General features: G+C 39.8%; 14 protein-coding genes. 6 read left to right on the plus strand and 8 right to left on the minus strand.

What is annotated here, in order from left to right; genetic code table 11:
- Nucleotides 1-77: 77 nt before the first annotated feature.
- The 7 genes from rpoB to tal form a co-directional block, all read right to left on the minus strand.
- On the minus strand, nt 78-4,106 hold the full coding sequence (rpoB, locus tag RDV53_RS02805; protein WP_005694689.1) for a DNA-directed RNA polymerase subunit beta: 4,029 nt from the start codon (nt 4,104-4,106) through the stop codon (nt 78-80).
- Between the two features lie 295 nt (nt 4,107-4,401).
- On the minus strand, nt 4,402-4,773 hold the full coding sequence (gene rplL / locus RDV53_RS02810) for a 50S ribosomal protein L7/L12 (RefSeq protein ID WP_005694691.1): 372 nt from the start codon (nt 4,771-4,773) through the stop codon (nt 4,402-4,404).
- A gap of 54 nt (nt 4,774-4,827) precedes the next feature.
- On the minus strand, nt 4,828-5,319 hold the full coding sequence (gene rplJ / locus RDV53_RS02815; protein WP_005694693.1) for a 50S ribosomal protein L10: 492 nt from the start codon (nt 5,317-5,319) through the stop codon (nt 4,828-4,830).
- Between the two features lie 312 nt (nt 5,320-5,631).
- Nucleotides 5,632-6,021, minus strand: a complete 390-nt coding sequence (locus RDV53_RS02820) for a RidA family protein (protein ID WP_005694694.1) — start codon at nt 6,019-6,021, stop codon at nt 5,632-5,634.
- Between the two features lie 80 nt (nt 6,022-6,101).
- A complete protein-coding gene (locus RDV53_RS02825; protein ID WP_005694695.1) occupies nt 6,102-6,848 on the minus strand; it encodes an MlaA family lipoprotein in 747 nt (248 codons plus the stop codon).
- Nucleotides 6,849-7,047: 199 nt separating this feature from the next.
- A complete protein-coding gene (locus tag RDV53_RS02830) occupies nt 7,048-7,671 on the minus strand; it encodes a YagU family protein (RefSeq protein ID WP_032822381.1) in 624 nt (207 codons plus the stop codon).
- Between the two features lie 198 nt (nt 7,672-7,869).
- Nucleotides 7,870-8,823, minus strand: coding sequence for a transaldolase (gene tal / locus RDV53_RS02835; RefSeq protein ID WP_005694697.1), 954 nt, complete (start codon nt 8,821-8,823; stop codon nt 7,870-7,872).
- Between the two features lie 292 nt (nt 8,824-9,115).
- Between tal and RDV53_RS02840 the strand changes: the two genes are divergently transcribed.
- From RDV53_RS02840 to oppF, 5 genes are all read left to right on the plus strand, one after another.
- A complete protein-coding gene (locus RDV53_RS02840; protein ID WP_005694698.1) occupies nt 9,116-10,741 on the plus strand; it encodes an ABC transporter substrate-binding protein in 1,626 nt (541 codons plus the stop codon).
- 80 nt (nt 10,742-10,821) lie between these two features.
- Nucleotides 10,822-11,742, plus strand: a complete 921-nt coding sequence (gene oppB, locus RDV53_RS02845; protein WP_005694699.1) for an oligopeptide ABC transporter permease OppB — start codon at nt 10,822-10,824, stop codon at nt 11,740-11,742.
- A 9-nt stretch (nt 11,743-11,751) separates the two neighbouring features.
- Nucleotides 11,752-12,687, plus strand: a complete 936-nt coding sequence (gene oppC / locus RDV53_RS02850; RefSeq protein WP_005694700.1) for an oligopeptide ABC transporter permease OppC — start codon at nt 11,752-11,754, stop codon at nt 12,685-12,687.
- A gap of 9 nt (nt 12,688-12,696) precedes the next feature.
- Nucleotides 12,697-13,668: an ABC transporter ATP-binding protein gene (locus tag RDV53_RS02855; RefSeq protein WP_005694702.1), complete on the plus strand. Its 972-nt coding sequence runs from the start codon at nt 12,697-12,699 to the stop codon at nt 13,666-13,668.
- On the plus strand, nt 13,665-14,663 hold the full coding sequence (oppF, locus tag RDV53_RS02860; protein WP_005694703.1) for a murein tripeptide/oligopeptide ABC transporter ATP binding protein OppF: 999 nt from the start codon (nt 13,665-13,667) through the stop codon (nt 14,661-14,663). The genes RDV53_RS02855 and oppF overlap by 4 nt, the downstream gene beginning before the upstream one ends.
- A gap of 39 nt (nt 14,664-14,702) precedes the next feature.
- Here oppF and RDV53_RS02865 read toward each other — a convergent pair whose 3' ends face one another.
- Nucleotides 14,703-15,572, minus strand: coding sequence for a VirK/YbjX family protein (locus RDV53_RS02865; RefSeq protein WP_005694704.1), 870 nt, complete (start codon nt 15,570-15,572; stop codon nt 14,703-14,705).
- 112 nt (nt 15,573-15,684) lie between these two features.
- Between RDV53_RS02865 and yihA the strand changes: the two genes are divergently transcribed.
- Entirely contained in the window at nt 15,685-16,299 is a 615-nt protein-coding gene (gene yihA / locus RDV53_RS02870) for a ribosome biogenesis GTP-binding protein YihA/YsxC (protein ID WP_032822378.1), read from the plus strand.
- Nucleotides 16,300-16,324 lie beyond the last annotated feature (25 nt).

Consider the following 16,324-nt stretch of genomic DNA (forward strand, 5'->3'; position numbering starts at 1 on the left):
ATTTTGTTTTTTAACCGCACTTCGGCGATTTCTTCCTTTTGCTTCCCCCGCTGTACAGGGGAAGACCGGTTTGTCGATTACTCTTCGTCTAACTCGATATTCAAACCAAGTGAACGGATTTCTTTCATAATCACGTTGAAAGATTCCGGTGTACCCGGATCCATTTGTTGGTTGCCACCGACGATGTTTTTATACATCTTCGTACGACCATTCACATCATCGGATTTCACGGTTAACATTTCTTGTAAGGTGTAAGCTGCACCGTATGCTTCAAGTGCCCATACCTCCATCTCACCGAAACGTTGACCACCGAATTGTGCTTTACCACCAAGTGGTTGTTGAGTAACAAGACTATAAGAACCAGTTGAACGAGCATGCATTTTGTCATCAACTAAGTGGTTCAATTTGAGCATGTACATATAACCTACGGTTACTGGACGCTCGAATTTCTCACCAGTACGACCATCGTATAACGTGATCTGACCTGAAGTTGGTAAGCCACCAAGTTTCAACATTTCTTTGATTTCTTGCTCATCCGCACCATCAAATACTGGTGTTGCTACCGGTAAACCTTTACGTAGGTTTTCTGCTAAACGCATGATTTCGTCATCACTAAAGGTGCTTAAATCCACTTTTTGTGCGCCATGACCTAAATCGTATGCTTTTTGCATATAGCCACGAAGTTTCTCAACATCTTGTTTTTGTTTGATCATCGCATTGATTTGATCACCGATACCTTTAGCTGCTAAGCCTAAGTGGGTTTCTAAGATCTGACCGATGTTCATACGAGATGGTACACCCAGTGGGTTCAATACGATTTCAACCGGTTGACCGTTTTCATCGTATGGCATATCTTCCACAGGGTTGATTTTTGAGATAACACCTTTGTTACCATGACGACCCGCCATTTTATCACCTGGTTGGATATGACGTTTCACCGCTAGGTAAACTTTAACCACTTTTAACACGCCTGGTGCGAGGTCATCGCCTTTAATGATTTTCTTACGTTTTACTTCAAGTTTGTGTTCAAACTCTTTACGTAATTCTTCATATTGCTCAGCAAGCTGTTCTAATTGGTTTTGTTTTTCTTCATCTGAAATGGTTTGTTCTAACCATTTGGTGCGATCCATTTTATCTAATTGAGCCGCATCAATACCGCCAGCGATAAGTACATTACGCACACGAGCAAACAAGCCAGCTTCTAAGATTTCTAATTCATCAGAAAGGTCTTTCTTAGCTTGTTTTAACTGCATTTCTTCAATTTCTAATGCACGTTTGTCTTTTTCTACGCCATCACGAGTGAAGACTTGAACGTCAATTACAGTACCGCTTACGCTGTTTGGTACACGTAATGAAGAGTCCTTCACGTCAGATGCTTTTTCACCGAAGATTGCACGTAACAATTTTTCTTCTGGTGTTAATTGCGTTTCGCCTTTAGGGGTTACTTTACCGACTAAGATGTCACCACCTTTAACTTCAGCCCCCACATAAACGATACCTGATTCATCCAATTTGCTTAATGCAGATTCACCTACGTTTGGAATATCCGCAGTGATTTCTTCAGAACCTAATTTAGTATCACGCGCCACACAAGATAATTCTTGAATATGGATTGTCGTGAAGCGGTCTTGTTGTACAACACGCTCAGAAACTAACATTGAGTCTTCGAAGTTATAACCGTTCCAAGGCATGAACGCCACACGGATATTTTGACCTAATGCTAATTCACCTAAGTCTGTTGAAGGACCATCTGCTAACACTTCACCACGGTTAATTGGATCGCCTAAATTCACACAAGGAATTTGGTTGATACACGTATTTTGGTTAGAACGGGTGTATTTAATTAAGTTATAAATATCGATACCCGCTTCGCCTGCTACGGTTTCGTCTTCATTTACTTTGATAACGATACGAGAAGCATCAACATATTGAACTGTACCACCACGTTTCGCTACAACCGCCACGCCTGAGTCAAGTGCGATTGGTTTTTCCATACCTGTACCCACTAACGGCTTATCAGCACGTAAAGTAGGAACCGCTTGACGTTGCATGTTCGCACCCATTAAGGCACGGTTCGCATCATCATGCTCTAAGAATGGAATTAACGCTGCTGCCACAGATACAACTTGTTGGGTTGAAACGTCCATATAGTGAATTTCTTCTGGTTTATAAAGACCTGATTCACCACGTTCACCACGTGCAGTAACGAATGCATCTGTAAAGCGATTGTTCTCATCAAGATTTGAGTTCGCCTGTGCAATGATGTAGTTTGCTTCATCAATTGCAGATAAATATTCGATTTCTTCGGTTACTTGACCATAAACCACTTTACGATATGGCGTTTCTAAGAAACCATAATCGTTAGTACGAGCAAATGCAGAAAGTGAGTTGATCAAACCGATGTTTGGACCTTCAGGTGTTTCGATTGGACATAAACGACCATAGTGGGTGTTATGTACGTCACGCACTTCAAAGCCGGCACGTTCACGAGTTAAACCGCCTGGACCTAATGCAGAAATACGACGTTTGTGTGTCACTTCTGATAATGGGTTGTTTTGGTCCATGAATTGCGAAAGTTGTGAAGAACCAAAGAATTCTTTCACTGCCGCAGAAATTGGTTTTGGATTAATTAAGTCTTGTGGCGTGATCGCATCTAAATCACCTAAAGATAAACGCTCTTTAACGGCTCTTTCTACGCGAACTAAACCAATACGGAATTGGTTTTCTGCCATCTCACCCACAGAACGAATACGACGGTTACCCAAGTGGTCGATATCATCCACTTCACCACGACCATTACGGATATCGATGAGTTTTTTCATCACACGAATGATATCGTCGTTACTTAAAATACCCGTACCCTCGCCTTCAGGAATACCTAACGAGCGATTAAACTTCATACGACCTACTGCAGATAAATCATAACGTTCTGCAGAGAAGAATAAGTTATTGAATAATGCTTCTGAAGATTCTGGTGTAGGTGGTTCACCTGGACGCATCATACGATAGATTTCATATAATGCACTTACACGATCGTAAGTTGGATCAACACGTAATGTTTCAGAGATATATGGACCGTAATCTAAGTCATTGGTGAATAATGTTTCGATGATTTTATAGCCTGCTTGCGATAATTTCGCTAACACTTCTAAAGAAATCTCGCCATTTGCTGGGCAAATAATTTCACCTGATTCAAGATCAACGTAATCTTTTGCCGCTACTTTGCCTGCGATATATTCAGTTGGCACTTCAACTTGTGTCACATTATCTTTTTCTAATGCTTTGATGTGACGAGCAGTGATACGACGACCGCGCTCTACATAGACTTTGCCATTTGCTTCAATATCAAATGTTGCCGTTTCACCACGTAGACGTTCTGGCACTAATGTCATGAGTAATTTATTGCCAGCGATCTCGAAAGTTACTTTGTCGAAGAATAAGTTTAAGATTTCTTCAACGGTGTAACCTAACGCACGTAAAATAATGGTTGCCGGTAATTTACGACGGCGGTCAATACGCGCATATAAGTTATCTTTTGGATCAAATTCGAAATCTAACCAAGAACCACGGTAAGGAATAATACGTGCGTTATAAAGCACTTTACCTGAAGAGTGTGTTTTACCTTTGTCAGAATCAAAAAATACGCCTGGGCTACGGTGTAATTGTGAAACGATAACACGCTCAGTACCATTGATGACAAAGGTACCGTTGTCAGTCATTAATGGGATTTCCCCCATATATACTTCGCTTTCTTTAATGTCTTTGACTGCGCGTGATGAAGATTCTTTATCGTAGCTAACTAAACGTAATTTTACACGTAAACCTGCTGCATAAGTTGAACCACGGATTTGACATTCACGGACATCAAATTCTGGTTCTTCTAAACGGTAATCAACATATTGTAATTCTGTATAACCGTTATTGCTTACGATTGGGAAAACAGAACGGAATGCAGCTTCTAAGCCTTGTTGACCTTCAGGATCTTTTTGAATGAATTTATCAAAAGAATCTAATTGGATAGTTAATAAATAAGGTACATTTAAAACTTGCGGACGTTTGCCGAAGTCTTTACGAATTCGTTTTTTCTCAGTATAGGAGTAACCCATTATTGGTTTTCCTCTGTAAATTTTAGTGAGACCGAGTTGATATAAAAAAGTGCGGTCAAATTAATTGACGTTTTTATTTATATCGGAGATTGACGCCGTTTCGGATACCGCACTCTGAACCTTACTTCTGTAGTGGGCTACTTAAATTAAAACGTCTGATTAATTTAAGTGGAAACAGATACCATTAAACGGAAAATGTCTATCTGTTTTTTGTGCTGTTTTTGATAGCACAAAATGGCTGATGGTAAACCACCAGCCATTAAGCCTGAGAAACAGGACATAAGTGAATCAAAAATTATTTGATTTCTACTTTTGCACCAGCTTCTTCTAATTCTTTCTTAAGTGCTTCAGCTTCTTCTTTAGAAACGCCTTCTTTTAAGTTAGCTGGAGCAGATTCAACTAAGTCTTTAGCTTCTTTTAAGCCTAAACCAGTTGCACCACGTACTGCTTTGATAACTGCTACTTTGTTAGCACCAGCTTCAGCAAGAACTACGTCGAATTCAGTTTTTTCTTCTGCCGCTGCTGCTGCGCCGCCAACTGTTGGAGCTGCTGCTACTGCTGCTGCAGAAACGCCGAATTTTTCTTCCATCGCTGCGATTAATTCAACGATTTCAGTTACAGATTTAGAAGCGATCGCTTCAATGATTTGTTCGTTAGTTAATGACATAACAATCAATTCCTAAAATTAATAAAGTTAAATGAAGTAAGAAACGCTTAATGATTAAGCTGCTTCTTGTAATTTGTCGCGTAATGCCGCAAAAGTGCGAACAAGTTTGCCTGCCGCAGCTTCTTTCATTGTGCCCATTAAACGTGCAATTGCTTCTTCGTAAGTTGGTAATGTTGCTAAGAATTCAACATCTTGGATCTTACCTTCAAAGGCTGCACCTTTAATTTCAAACTTATCGTTTGCTTTAGCAAAATCTTTGAACAAACGTGCTGCTGCACCTGGGTGTTCGTTAGAGAATGCGATAAGTGTTGGACCTACAAACGTATCTTGTAAGCATTCGAAATCAGTGCCTTCAACCGCACGACGTAATAAAGTATTACGAACAACGCGCATTGTCACACCAGCTTCACGAGCTGCTTTACGTAATTCAGTCATTTTATCAACAGTTACACCGCGAGAATCCGCGATTACTGCTGAAAGTGCACCTTTGGCTGCTTCATTTACTTCGGCAACAATTGCTTGTTTGTCTTGAAGATTTAATGCCATTGGCTTTTAGCTCCTGAATACACTCCGATTTCTCGGAATTAATTTACCTCATCGAAAGAGTTATCTTTCAGACTAGGACGACTTCGGTGCCCAGAAGCAAGAAATATTCTTATTCTGTTCACCATCTACGTAGGATTATTAAGACGATTATTGCTAACCATTCCCTACGGTCTTGGACGGGGCTTGAATAGGTCAAGCACCAACCAGAAATTTTACGCCAAGCGTAATTTAGGAGCGAGATTATAGTGATTAATCTCGCTCTTGTAAAGTCTATTGTAGAAAAAATCTGCAGATTTTAACCGCTCTTTCCTATTATTTTCTTACTGCAATCGCTTCGATTTCTAGGCCAACATCTTTTGGTAAGCGAGCAACTTCTACGCAAGAACGAGCAGGGAAATTAGGATGATTATTTTCTTTAAAGAATTTCTCATACTCTGCATTTACTGCTGCAAAATCATTAAGATCTTTCACAAACACAGTGGTTTTCACAATATCACCTACTTTCAAACCAGCCTGTTCAATAATGGCTTTCACGTTTTCTAACGATTGACGCGCCTGAGCTACAATATCTTTTGGCACTTCACCCGTTGCAGGGTTAACCGGGATTTGACCTGATGTTAAAACTAAATTACCTAAATCCACCGCTTGAACATAAGGACCGATTGCTGCTGGGGCTTTTTCTGTATGAATGATTTTAGTCATGATATTCTCCTTTAATATTGACGTATAAATACGCTTGCTATCCTAACATATAAGTGACTTTATCGCTTATACGAGTATTCTTAATCAATCTCTTTTAATACATCATCAGACAATTCTTTCTGTGAACTTTCTTTTACTTTGCCATCATTTACTTTAAATTCTAAATTCTGATAATAAGCTTCGCGGAAAGTAACATAAGGATCTTGGGCTTGATTGAGCAATTCTGTTTGGTCCAATGTTTTCGAGCGTTTATCTATGGCTTGCACACCATATTTCACCAGTGACCACGGCCCCCCCACCCAATTCCAGAACGGATAAGTATAAGCCGCATCGACCACTGCCCCCGTTAATTGACGAGGTGTTGTCGCATTATAAATTGGCAATACAATATAAGTGCCCGCATCTACACCGTAGGTGCCCAATGTTTCACCAAAACTGCGTTGATCATAAACCTGCAAGTCTTTGCTTGCACTGGCAAAATCAAATAAGCCACCGATACCAAAGGTTGAGTTAATCCAGAAACGGTTGAAGTGAACAAAGGCTTTTTTCGGTTCACCTTCTAATAAACGGTTCACAAAGCTCACTGGCTCATCTAAGTTATTTGCCACATTAGCTAAACCTTTTGTGACCGGTGTCGGCACGTAATCACGCCAGCCTTTCGCTGCAGGTTCTAACACATAACGGTCCATGACTTTATAGTTAAAATCAAACATCGTGCGGTTAAAACTTTCTAATTTATCATTGCGTTCACCATCTGCTTTGGTTGCACAACCCGTTAATACAGCTGTTGCAATTAAGCCGACCGCAAGTAAAGGTGTTTTTTTCATTCCACTTTCCTATCACAAAAAATTGTCTTTATTCTAACCAACTTGAAAGATAACTACAAAAAATTTATTAAAACCTAGAGATAACTTTTCTGTTCGCTATGTTTAATCATAGTGCTTTTTAGTTTTCCAAAAATGACTTTTGTTCCCGATATAAACAAAAATGCCACCTTTCGGTGACATTCTTTGCAATATAGATTAATTATTCAGTTGCATTTTTTAATGGAATTTCTGCATCTGGCTCGTGAGTAATACGGTTACGTAAATCACGACGAATAATCTCAATTGTCCAGAACCAGAAAATATGTCCCACTAATTCAGAAATATGTTCATATAATGGCCATTCTGCAACAGGTGGTGTTAAACCCAATGCAGGGAAAGTGATGTAGTGCACACAAATATCTGCGATTAAACCGGCACCAATACCTTGCCAGAATTTGATTTTAGGGAAACGTTCTGCCACTAAACAGTAAGCAATAGCAAATACTAATGAGAAAGTAATGTGAGTCACGCCAATCCAGTCAAAACCATGATCTGCAAAAGTGAATGCTGCTTGAGTTGGGTCAATACCTAAATAATCACGTAAGAATACGTGTGGTGGGTTTAAGAATGCACGTGAACAGACTTGAAGAATTTGAGCTTGGCTTAAACCTGTGATGTCTACTTTACATGCTGCTGCGAAGAAATCGATTGGGCTACGCGGTGGGAATGGATGCTCAGCACCCCATTTTACGAATGCAGAAATTAAACCCGCAATAATACCAACAAAAATCGCTACGCCATAACGACGACGATTAGCAGGAGTTTGTTCAAAAATACCTGACATATATTTGCTCCGAAAAAAGAAAAAATGACCGCACTTTGTATCAAAAGTCGCGGTTCCCATTTTGCTTTAGCAAAACTTGTCTTTGATTCTCAATGACTTTGACTTGTTAGTCAAGAACTAATTATTAAGAGTTAGAACATTTTATGATAAGAATAAAAAAATGCGGTTATTTCTAACCGCACTTTCATGTTCTTAAAATTAAAGTTTTGCTGAAAGCATTGCTTCTAATTTCTCTTGGTCAACTGCAAATTTGCGAATTCCCTCTGCTAATTTCTCAACAGCCATCGCATCGCTGTTATGTTGCCAGTAGAATTCTGCTTCTGTTAATGGTTGAGGTTTCGCTTTTACTTCACCTTTGTAGTCTAGTTTACGTACAAGTGCGGTTGAATTTTCCTGTAATTCTTTAAGTAAAGCGGGTGCAATAGTTAAACGATCACAACCTGCTAATTCAATAATTTCACCTACATTACGGAAACTTGCACCCATTACCACTGTTTTATAACCGTATTCTTTGTAGTAGTTATAAATTTTGGTTACAGAAATGACACCTGGGTCTTCTGCTGGAGCATATTCTTTTTTATCAGTATTTGCTTTGTACCAGTCTAAGATACGACCGACGAATGGCGAAATTAAGTAAACCCCTGCTTCAGCACACGCACGTGCTTGGGCTTCAGAGAATAATAAAGTTAAGTTACAGTTAATGCCTTCTTTTTCAAGAATCTCTGCTGCACGAATACCTTGCCATGTTGACGCAATTTTGATCAAGATACGATCATTTGAAATACCTGCCGCATTATAAAGTGCGATAAGTTTACGTGCTTTTTCAACGGTTGCTTGGGTATCGTAAGAAAGACGCGCATCCACTTCCGTTGAAATACGTCCTGGGACAATTTTTAAAATTTCTAAACCGATGTTTACCGCTAATTTATCTTCTGCATCAATTAATTGTTGCGCTTTATCTGCACTTTGTGCTTTGGCGTAAGTAATCGCTTCATCAATTAATGGTGCATATTGTGGTAATGCTGAAGCACTTAAAATTAAAGATGGGTTTGTTGTTGCATCTTGTGGTTGGTATTTTTTAATTGCATCAATATCGCCCGTATCAGCCACGACGACGGTCATACTACGAAGTGAATCTAACTGAGTTGTCATTATATTCTCCTTGAATGGATTTGTTTGAATTCGACTGTCTTACGATAGCATAATTAGCTTTAAAAAGGTAATTCGTCCAGGAAAATATTTACGATAGGGAAAACCAATGCATTCTAAATTTATCCTCTCATACCATCACTTTTAACAATTTTTTCGCGATTTATTAGATACAAATCACAAAACGTTATTTTTCTTTAAATAATTACCTTACAAATCTTTACAAAAATGAAATTTTGAGCTAATAAGAGAAAGACCCTTTATAAAAATATCGCCTAATGACAAGGAGGCTCAAATGCAACACAAACTACTTTTCTCTGCCATTGCGCTTGCTCTTTCCTATTCTGCTCAAGCAGTTATAGTGCCTGAAGGAACGCAATTAGATGAAAAACAACATATCGTGATCAATAACGGGGCTGAACCACAAAGTTTTGACCCACAAAAAACTGAAGGTGTACCTGAATCTAGCGTTGCTTATCAATTACTTGAAGGCCTCGTCACCTCAGACTCTGAAGGTAAACTTCAACCGGGTGTAGCTGAAAGCTGGGAAAACACACCAGACTTTAAAACGTGGACATTCCATTTACGTAAAGATGCCAAATGGTCAAATGGTGATCCCGTTACTGCGCACGATTTCGTGTTTGCTTGGCGTCGTTTAGTGGATCCTGCAACAGCAGCCCCTTATGCAAGTTACTTAAGTTATTTACAAGTGGAAAATGCGCAAGACATCATTGACGGTAAGAAAAAACCGGCTGAATTAGGTGTTGAAGCAAAAGATGATTACACCTTTGTGGTTCATGCAACCAATCCTGTGCCTTATGCAGTCAGTTTAACGACTCACCAATCCTTATTGCCATTACCACAAAAAGTGGTCGAAAAATTGGGTGATGCATGGGTGAAAAAAGAAAACTACGTGGGTAATGGTGCCTATAAACTCGCTAACCACATTATTAATGAAAAAATCGAATTTGAACGTAACCCACTCTATTGGAACGATAAAGAGACTGTCATTAACAGTGCAACATTCCTTGCGATTGAAAACCCAAGTACTGATGTGGCGCGTTATCGTGCAGGCGATTTAGATATGACGAACTACGCCTTACCACCAGAACAATTTGCTAAATTACAAAAAGAGTTACCTGGTGAAGTATTCACGACACGAACTCTTGCAACCTATTCTTACGAGTTAAACAATAAGAAAGCACCTTTTGATAACGTGAATGTTCGTAAAGCCTTGAACTTATCCCTTGATCGTAATGTGATCACCGATAAAGTTTTAGGCCAAGGTCAAACACCAACCTATGTGTTTACCCCAACTTACATCGAAGAAGGCCAGCTCATTCAACAACCTGCTTATTCAAAAGAACCGATGGCACAACGTAATGAAGAAGCCATTAAACTCTTAGAAGAAGCTGGCTACAGCAAAGCAAATCCGTTGAAATTCAGCATTCTTTACAACACCAATGAAAACCACAAAAAAGTGGCCATTGCTGCGGCATCTATGTGGAAAGCAAACACCAAAGGTTTAATTGATGTGAAATTAGAAAACCAAGAGTGGAAAACTTACATTGATAGCCGTCGTGCAGGCCGTTACGATGCAGCGCGTGCAGGCTGGAATGCGGATTACAACCAAGCCACAACATTCGGCAACTATTTCTTATCTAATTCGAGTAACAATACCGCAAAATATGCGAACCCTGAATATGATAAAGCCATTGCTGAATCTTATGTCGCAACGGATGCGGAAGGTCGTGCAAAAGCCTACGCAAAAGCCGAAGAAATTCTTGCAAAAGATTTCGGTATCGTGCCAATTTTTAACTATGTGAATCCACGCTTAGTGAAACCTTACGTAAAAGGCTATTCAGGCAAAGATCCACAAGATCACATTTACTTACGCAACCTTTATATTATTAAACATTAATTCGTTGCTCGTATTTAAGTGCGGTTAAAAATTATCGTATTTTTTGACCGCACTTTTCGCCCATTTTGGTTGGAGTTATTATGCTCAAATTTATTTTTAAACGGCTGTTGGAAGCCTTACCAACGCTGTTTATTTTAATTACTTTTTCCTTCTTTCTGATGCGTCTCGCCCCTGGTAGCCCGTTCACCTCAGAACGTGCTTATCCACCAGAAGTCATGGCAAATATCGAAGCGAAGTATCATTTGAATGAACCTTTGTATAAACAATACTTTCTTTATTTGGAAAATCTCTCCCAAGGTGATTTTGGCCCCTCTTTTAAATATAAAGATCAATCGGTCAATGATTTAATCGCATCAGCCTTCCCGGTTTCCTTAAAATTGGGGATGGTCGCTTTTGCCTTTGCTGTGGTATTAGGTGTCACAGCGGGTACGCTCGCCGCACTCAATCAAAATAGTCGCTGGGATTATATTCTAATGAGCTTTTCAATGCTTGGGGTCATTATGCCAAGCTTTGTCTTCGCACCAGTCTTAGTACTGATTTTCGCCATTTATTTGGGTTGGTTACCCGCTGGCGGTTGGAATGGCGGTTCAGCAATGTACATTATTTTACCCGTTGCCTCATTAACTATCGCTTATGTTGCAGGGATTGCGCGTATCATGCGCGGATCCATGATTGAAGTACTGCATTCCAACTTTATTCGTACCGCTAAAGCCAAAGGGCTTTCAACCTCAAGAATCATTTTAAAACATGCTTTACGCCCGGCTCTTTTACCTGTGATTACCTATTTAGGGCCAGCTTTTGTGGGGATTATTACCGGCTCAATGGTCATCGAAAGCGTGTTTGGTTTACCCGGCATGGGGTTATTATTTGTAAACGGTGCATTAAACCGTGATTATTCTTTAGTTTTAAGTCTCACCATTTTAGTGGGCACATTAACCATTTTATTTAATGCGATTGTGGATATTTTATACGCTATCATCGATCCAAAAATTCGTTATTAAGGATAAGTTATGACAGATTATCGTACTCAGCCGATTAATCAGAAAAATGCGGATTTTGTGGAACAAGTGGCTGACCGTATTGAAGAAATGCAACTGGAAGGCCGCAGCCTATGGCAAGATGCGAAACGCCGTTTTTTCCGCAATAAAGCGGCCGTTGCCAGTCTGATTATTTTGGCGTTTATTATTGTATTTATTACCGTAGCACCTTGGTTCTTCCCATTTACCTATGAAGATACCGATTGGAATATGATGAGCTCCCCACCAACAATGGAAGGCTATCACTTCTTCGGTACCGATGCCTCGGGTCGAGACTTATTGATACGTACTGCTATTGGTGGACGGATTTCATTATTAGTAGGTATTGCGGGTGCTTTCATTTCCGTAACCATCGGTACAATTTATGGGGCTATTTCTGGTTATGTAGGCGGTAAAACAGATATGTTGATGATGCGCTTTTTAGAGATTCTCAGCTCATTTCCATTTATGTTCTTCGTCATTTTGTTGGTGACCCTTTTTGGCCAAAACATTTTCTTAATTTTTATCGCAATCGGGGCGATTGCTTGGCTTGGTCTTGCTCGTATCGTACGTGGTCAAACGCTTAGTTTGAAAAATAAAGAATTCGTCGAAGCCGCCATCGTTTGTGGCGTGTCTCGTCGCCAAATCATTTTTAAGCACATCATTCCAAATGTATTGGGCTTAGTGGCAGTTTACGCCTCGCTTGAAGTACCTGGACTTATTCTTTTCGAATCATTCTTAAGTTTCTTAGGCTTAGGAACACAAGAGCCGATGAGTAGCTGGGGCGCACTATTAAGTGATGGAGCAGCACAAATGGAAGTCTCGCCTTGGCTATTAATTTTCCCGGCATTTTTCCTTTGTCTCACGCTGTTTTGTTTTAACTTTATCGGTGACGGGTTGCGTGATGCACTCGATCCAAAAGATAGATAGGAGCGAATCATGAATCCTTTATTAGATGTAAAAAATCTCTACGTTCGCTTCAAAACACCAGATGGCATCGTCACTGCAGTGAATGATTTAAACTTCACACTTAATGCGGGAAGCACGCTCGGCATCGTGGGTGAAAGTGGTTCAGGCAAATCACAAACTGCCTTTGCGTTAATGGGCTTATTGGCGGCCAATGGTACAGTGGAAGGTTCCGCCATCTTTGAAGGTAAAGAATTGGTTAATTTACCGAAGGCTGAATTGAATAAAATCCGTGCCGAGCAAATTTCCATGATTTTCCAAGATCCGATGACCTCTCTCAACCCTTACATGAAAATCGGTGAACAGCTCATGGAAGTTCTACAGTTACACAAAGGTTATGATAAACAAACTGCCTTTGCTGAATCCGTGAAAATGCTGGATGCGGTAAAAATGCCAGAAGCTAAAAAACGCATGGGCATGTATCCACACGAGTTTTCAGGTGGTATGCGTCAACGGGTGATGATTGCGATGGCTTTGCTATGTCGTCCTAAATTACTTATTGCCGATGAACCAACAACCGCTTTGGATGTGACCGTTCAAGCGCAAATCATGACTTTGTTAAATGAGTTAAAACGTGAGTTTAATACCGCGATTATTATGATCACTCACGATTTAGGTGTGGTAGCGGGTATTTGCGATCAAGTGATGGTGATGTATGCCGGACGAACCATGGAATACGGCACAGCAGAGCAAATTTTCTATCATCCAACCCATCCTTATTCTATTGGCTTAATGGATGCGATTCCTCGCTTAGATGGCAATGAAGAACACTTGGTCACCATTCCAGGCAATCCACCGAATTTATTGCATTTGCCAAAAGGTTGCCCATTCTCACCCCGTTGCCAATTTGCAACAGAACAATGCCAAACTGCGCCAAAACTGACCGCATTTAATGAAGGTCAATTACGCAATTGTTGGTTACCCGTGGAGAAATTTACCCTATGACAGTTTCAAATAACAAAGAATTACTCCTTGAAGTCAATCACTTAGGCGTCAGTTTTAAAATTCAAAATGATAAATCCCTTTTCTTCGCCAAGCCTCAAACCTTAAAAGCAGTAAAGGATGTTTCCTTTAAGCTTTATGAAGGTGAAACTCTCGGTGTAGTAGGTGAATCGGGTTGTGGTAAATCCACGCTTGCACGTGCCATCATCGGCTTAGTCGAAGCGAGTGAAGGGGAGATCTTGTGGCTTGGTAAAAATTTACGAAAACAATCAGCTAAACAATGGAAAGATACTCGTAAAGATATTCAAATGATTTTCCAAGATCCACTCGCTTCTCTCAACCCGCGAATGAACATTGGCGAAATCATTGCCGAGCCATTAAAGATCTACCAACCGCACTTAAGTGCTGCTGAAGTGAAAGAAAAAGTGCAAGCTATGATGTTGAAAGTCGGACTTTTACCGAACTTGATTAACCGCTATCCACATGAGTTTTCTGGTGGCCAATGTCAGCGTATCGGTATCGCTCGAGCGTTAATCATTGAGCCTAAAATGATCATTTGTGATGAACCCGTTTCTGCGTTAGATGTGTCGATTCAAGCTCAAGTGGTAAATTTATTAAAATCCCTACAAAAAGAAATGGGGCTTTCCTTAATTTTCATCGCTCATGATTTAGCGGTGGTAAAACACATTTCTGACCGCGTATTGGTGATGTATTTAGGTAATGCCATGGAATTAGGCAGCGATGAGGAAGTGTATAACAACACTAAACATCCTTATACCAAAGCCTTAATGTCTGCTGTTCCGATTCCCGATCCGAAATTGGAACGCAATAAGTCCATCGAATTACTTGAAGGTGAGCTACCTTCGCCAATTAATCCGCCGTCTGGTTGCGTGTTCCGTACTCGCTGCCTAAAAGCCGATGAAAATTGTGCGAAACAAAAACCACCTTTCACCAGCCAAAACAACAGCCATTTTGTGGCTTGCTTGAAGGTCTTATAAAACAAAAAGTGCGGTCAACATTCGCCGCACTTTTTACTTTTACAATTCTAATTTTTCTTCAATCACTTTAGCCAAATCATCTAGCATTGCATAGCGTTTGCGATACATAGAACGTTTCTTACTCGGTACCTCATCAAGATTTCTATCGATCTCTAAAGGCAATTCCCAATAGTCTTTCAACTGTCCATCTGATTCAGAAAAAATCGCATCATAATCTACAACATAATGTGAACTTTGAATAAAACGCGATTTATTTTGATATTTTTGAGGAATACCTAACAATTGATTAAAACCTAATGCTTTCGTCAATGCTTTCATCGTTTCTACCATCAAATAAGCAGGGCGTAAACCATGGCAAGTTTTTGTAAGTTGCTTCACCATCTCTTTGGAACCTTCAAAATTGGGTCCCTGCACCACAGAAATAAGTAATGCCTCATCAAGTTTGGCAAAAGTAAGCAAATACACTAATTCATTACGTGGTTTATGCCATAATTCCAATACCCAATAGCCTTCCATCGGTTGGTGCGTGGTCATCGACAATGTCATCTCAAAATCAGGAATCACTTCACCAAAACTTAATGGCGTTTTATAAATGAGTACTGAAAGTGCGGTCAATTTTTCAGGTAAAAAAAGTAGATTGTCGCAGATAGCTTGGAAACGCTGTTTGCTATTAAAACGTTTATCTAAAAAACGATAAACTAATGGGTAGCTATAATCTGCACGCTCATTTAATAATGTGACAAGAAAAGGATGCTGATTAATAAATTGCTCAAAATGAGCAATTGATCCTCGATGTAAAAAAGAACGAAGACGATAACGTAGGCGCTTAAGCGCATAAGAACGCCCTGGTCTATCGGGATAAACGGCTTCCGCTTTTGGCCAGCGATATTGATTCTCTTGAGATTCCATAGTAAAAAATAATTAAAGATACTTTAAATCAATGCAAAGCGCGCATTCTCTCATAATTTCAGCAATTTTTCTATTTGTGATATGCTAGGCGCAATTAATGAAAGGAACAATTATGTCTGAAATTAAACTGAATTATCATAAAACGCATTTTCTTACGAGCGCCCCCAATATTCGTTCCATCCCAGAAGATACAGGGATTGAAATTGCGTTTGCAGGGCGTTCAAATGCAGGAAAATCAACCGCACTTAATGCATTAACCAATCAGAAAAGCTTAGCTCGAACCTCTAAAACCCCTGGTAGAACACAGCTCATCAACCTTTTTGAGGTGGAGCCGAATTGTAAACTAGTGGATTTACCTGGCTATGGCTATGCTGCCGTTCCTGAAAAAATGAAAATCGAGTGGCAAAAATCCCTCGGGGAATATTTGCAAAAACGAGAATGTTTAGGCGGACTTGTTGTTTTAATGGATATTCGCCATCCTTTAAAAGATCTCGATCAACAAATGATAGAATGGGCAGTTTCTGCTGATTTACCGGTTATGCTACTTTTAACTAAAGCGGATAAACTCAGCCAAAGTGCACGTAGCAAACAAGTCAAAATGGTACGTGAAGCGATTTTACCCTTCCAAGGTGATATTCAAGTAGAGGCTTTTTCTGCACAAAATAAAATTGGTATTGATAAATTGGCTGCCAAGTTAGATAGTTGGTTTGCCCCACTTTTCGCGTAGTTTTTTATCAAGAAAAAGTAATTTC

This window comes from Haemophilus parainfluenzae ATCC 33392 (assembly GCF_031191205.1).
Taxonomy (GTDB): Bacteria; Pseudomonadota; Gammaproteobacteria; order Enterobacterales; family Pasteurellaceae; genus Haemophilus_D; species Haemophilus_D parainfluenzae.

Bases quoted from the DNA above. Each gene is read 5' to 3' on its own strand.
- rpoB (WP_005694689.1), bottom strand. From the start codon at position 4,106: ATGGGTTACTCCTATACTGAGAAAAAACGAATTCGTAAAGACTTCGGC.
- rplL (WP_005694691.1), bottom strand. From the start codon at position 4,773: ATGTCATTAACTAACGAACAAATCATTGAAGCGATCGCTTCTAAATCT.
- rplJ (WP_005694693.1), bottom strand. From the start codon at position 5,319: ATGGCATTAAATCTTCAAGACAAACAAGCAATTGTTGCCGAAGTAAAT.
- RDV53_RS02820 (WP_005694694.1), bottom strand. From the start codon at position 6,021: ATGACTAAAATCATTCATACAGAAAAAGCCCCAGCAGCAATCGGTCCT.
- RDV53_RS02825 (WP_005694695.1), bottom strand. From the start codon at position 6,848: ATGAAAAAAACACCTTTACTTGCGGTCGGCTTAATTGCAACAGCTGTA.
- RDV53_RS02830 (WP_032822381.1), bottom strand. From the start codon at position 7,671: ATGTCAGGTATTTTTGAACAAACTCCTGCTAATCGTCGTCGTTATGGC.
- tal (WP_005694697.1), bottom strand. From the start codon at position 8,823: ATGACAACTCAGTTAGATTCACTTCGTAGTATGACCGTCGTCGTGGCT.
- RDV53_RS02840 (WP_005694698.1), top strand. From the start codon at position 9,116: ATGCAACACAAACTACTTTTCTCTGCCATTGCGCTTGCTCTTTCCTAT.
- oppB (WP_005694699.1), top strand. From the start codon at position 10,822: ATGCTCAAATTTATTTTTAAACGGCTGTTGGAAGCCTTACCAACGCTG.
- oppC (WP_005694700.1), top strand. From the start codon at position 11,752: ATGACAGATTATCGTACTCAGCCGATTAATCAGAAAAATGCGGATTTT.
- RDV53_RS02855 (WP_005694702.1), top strand. From the start codon at position 12,697: ATGAATCCTTTATTAGATGTAAAAAATCTCTACGTTCGCTTCAAAACA.
- oppF (WP_005694703.1), top strand. From the start codon at position 13,665: ATGACAGTTTCAAATAACAAAGAATTACTCCTTGAAGTCAATCACTTA.
- RDV53_RS02865 (WP_005694704.1), bottom strand. From the start codon at position 15,572: ATGGAATCTCAAGAGAATCAATATCGCTGGCCAAAAGCGGAAGCCGTT.
- yihA (WP_032822378.1), top strand. From the start codon at position 15,685: ATGTCTGAAATTAAACTGAATTATCATAAAACGCATTTTCTTACGAGC.